The 2,595-nt window shown below is 37.4% G+C and carries 3 protein-coding genes; 1 reads left to right on the top strand and 2 read right to left on the bottom strand.

Translation table 11 applies throughout. The annotated features are described in order from the left end of the window. Nucleotides 1-118: 118 nt before the first annotated feature. Nucleotides 119-1,390, bottom strand: a complete 1,272-nt coding sequence (locus tag ATN92_RS12600) for an ISL3 family transposase (protein WP_056950652.1) — start codon at nucleotides 1,388-1,390, stop codon at nucleotides 119-121. Between the two features lie 280 nt (nucleotides 1,391-1,670). Between ATN92_RS12600 and ATN92_RS12595 the strand changes: the two genes are divergently transcribed. Then, complete coding sequence (locus ATN92_RS12595; RefSeq protein ID WP_033615032.1) at nucleotides 1,671-2,276, top strand: recombinase family protein; 606 nt, start codon at nucleotides 1,671-1,673, stop codon at nucleotides 2,274-2,276. A gap of 117 nt (nucleotides 2,277-2,393) precedes the next feature. Here ATN92_RS12595 and ATN92_RS18890 read toward each other — a convergent pair. After that, the coding region (locus ATN92_RS18890; protein ID WP_234032598.1) for a hypothetical protein at nucleotides 2,394-2,595 on the bottom strand (202 nt) is incomplete at its 5' end.

The raw sequence follows: 2,595 nt of genomic DNA, 5'->3' as shown, positions 1-2,595 counted from the left end.
GTGTTGGAAAGTATTTCCATTCCAAAAGTACTAGGCTCTAATTTAAAAGGCTGTTCGTCAAATCAAGTTGATGGCGGTTCAAGTTAACAGTTAGACCATAAATGGTCTAGCTGTTTTTTTATTTGGCTGATGAGCTTGCTCGAAGCCAAAACATTTGAATATTTATACGTTCAGTAAAGTTGTTCCAACTACGATATCCATAGGCACTACTTTTTATCTTTTTTATTCTTCCAATGATTCCCTCTAAAAATCCGTTGGAATATTTAAGCTTCAGTGCATTTAATACTTGTTTACGATATTTTCTTAATGATGTCATTGTTTGATCCATAGCGGTATTGAGTGGATGATAATTGAGTAGTATCTGATTCATTGTATCAGTATTGCCTGTTCTAATAGCCTTTAAAATATCTTGATATACTTCGTAGGACTTGGCGAAACCTTCGTCCAAATCTAAACACTTTGTGATTAAATTTAGATCCGTTTCATAATAACCAACACTGTACTGATACTTAGGGTTTATCTTTTCGATGGAATCGAATGATTCCAAGAATTTTTTCCAATCTCTCTTCATGAACAAGTATTCTTTACTTCTTTTAGGCATTCGTTTCATTACCTGTATTCTAGTTGAATTGAGAGAACGATTCATCATCTGAACGATATGAAATCTATCAACAACGACTTTGGCCTTTGGAAACAACTTTGGTACTAAATTAATGTATCCGGCATTTAAATCCAAAGAAATAGTTTTTACCTGTCTTCTGACTTTCAAAGGAAATCGACTGAAGTATTTACTGATTTGATATGAAGTTCTTCTGGGCAAGATATCACCCGTACGATGATTATCGCTATCTAACCAAATAAAGCTCATTTTGTCAGTAGACATAAATTCATCAAATGCCATGTGCTTAGGAAGATGTTCAGGAAGTGATTTCTTGTGCATCTTGGCTTCTTCATCGATGATACGTTGAACGGTCTTATCGGAGACGTTAAAACGTCTGCCGATATCCTTCAATGATGTATTAAAAGCAGTTTCTGATAAGATCATTTGTCTAACAGGTTGTGCGATTTGACAATATTCCCAAACATAACTAGTTTTGGCTACAAAGATAGAGTTACAAGATTTACATTTATACTTTTGACGTTTCAGACTTATATACGTTGGACGTAATGATAATGATGGAACGACTATCATATTTTTATTAAATCCATTCTTAACTAAGTGGCCTGCAAGGCCACAGTTAAGACAACGGTCAATCTGTTTAGTTAGCATTGCAAAATAGACTAAGGACTTGATGCCATTAACTAACATAAATTTTGGGTCTTCAGTAAAGATAATATTCTCATCTTTCATTTCAAGAGCGTTTCGTATAGACTTATTACTTAGGGACATCATTCAAATTCCTTTCATTGTGAAGCTGTAGAGGGTAGAACATCTAAAGGTATGGATGGTGTCTTTTTGATGTTCTAAAATAGTTTTATTAATAAATGGTATACAAAAATAGAGTTGATGGCAAAATGCCTATCAACTCTATTTATCGTACAGCCATTTAAAAAGCCATTGATAATGGATCAAAAAGACCAATAGGGTATGCCCTATTGGTCTTTTTTATTTTTGTGCTATACTAGGAATTACAAGTGTTCATTAGAACTGTCCAAAAGGAGAATTGGAAATGGCTAAAATCGGTTATGCGCGTGTGAGTTCCAAGGAGCAACATTTAGATCGACAGTTAGCGGCTTTAAAAGACGTTGATAAATTATTTACGGATAAACTAAGTGGGGCGAATACTCAGCGGCCGGCTCTGCAAAAGCTGTTGACCTATATTCGCGATGGGGACATTGTCCTGGTCACGGAATTAGATCGCTTGGGACGGAATAATCAAGACCTAACTAAGATTATGAACACCATCCAAGCCAAGGGTGCTACCTTAGACGTCTTAAACTTACCCTCCATGACCGGAATAGCGGATCCCAACTTACGGCAACTGATGACCAACCTGATTATTGAACTCTATAAGTATCAAGCCGAAAGTGAACGGAAGCGGATTATTGATCGGCAGCAACAAGGCATTGCGCTAGCCAAACAACAGGGCAAGTATCATGGTCGCAGACCCCAATATACCCAAGACGATCCCCGCCTGCAGCATGCCTTTCAACTCTACCAAACCGGTATGAGTGACGCAGACATCGCCAGAACGACCGGCATTAAACGGACCACCTTTATTCGCTACCGGAAAAAGTATGGGGTTCAACGACCGGAACGATTCAAAAGTCATTAAGGGCGACTCCGGCAAGCTTTAGCCAGGGAATTTAAAATTTCATTTGCTCATTAACAGTTTGCTTTTGCTGGTAATTAAGAAGTAACGATTTAACCGCGACTTAATGACCTCAAAGCTTTAGTTATCTTGGTTGAAGGTGATGGGGCCAAATAACTTTCGAGTTAGGATACCTGCCGAAAATAAACTGATGATAATAATGATAATTTGGGCAATGCTGTCCTCTGACAAACTAGTATGAGACACAAAGGGCATTAGGAGAGCGTAAAATATCTTGTGTAAATGGTAGATTGTAAAATTAATCCGAACAGCGTTCGGATTA

It is taken from the genome of Companilactobacillus bobalius (genome assembly GCF_009764355.1).
Note: the sequence above shows the minus strand (reverse complement) of the source record. Positions and strands in the feature narration are given on the sequence as shown.

Coding starts and splice junctions, on each gene's coding strand:
- ATN92_RS12600 (WP_056950652.1), bottom strand. CDS start 1,390: ATGTCCCTAAGTAATAAGTCTATACGAAACGCTCTTGAAATGAAAGAT.
- ATN92_RS12595 (WP_033615032.1), top strand. CDS start 1,671: ATGGCTAAAATCGGTTATGCGCGTGTGAGTTCCAAGGAGCAACATTTA.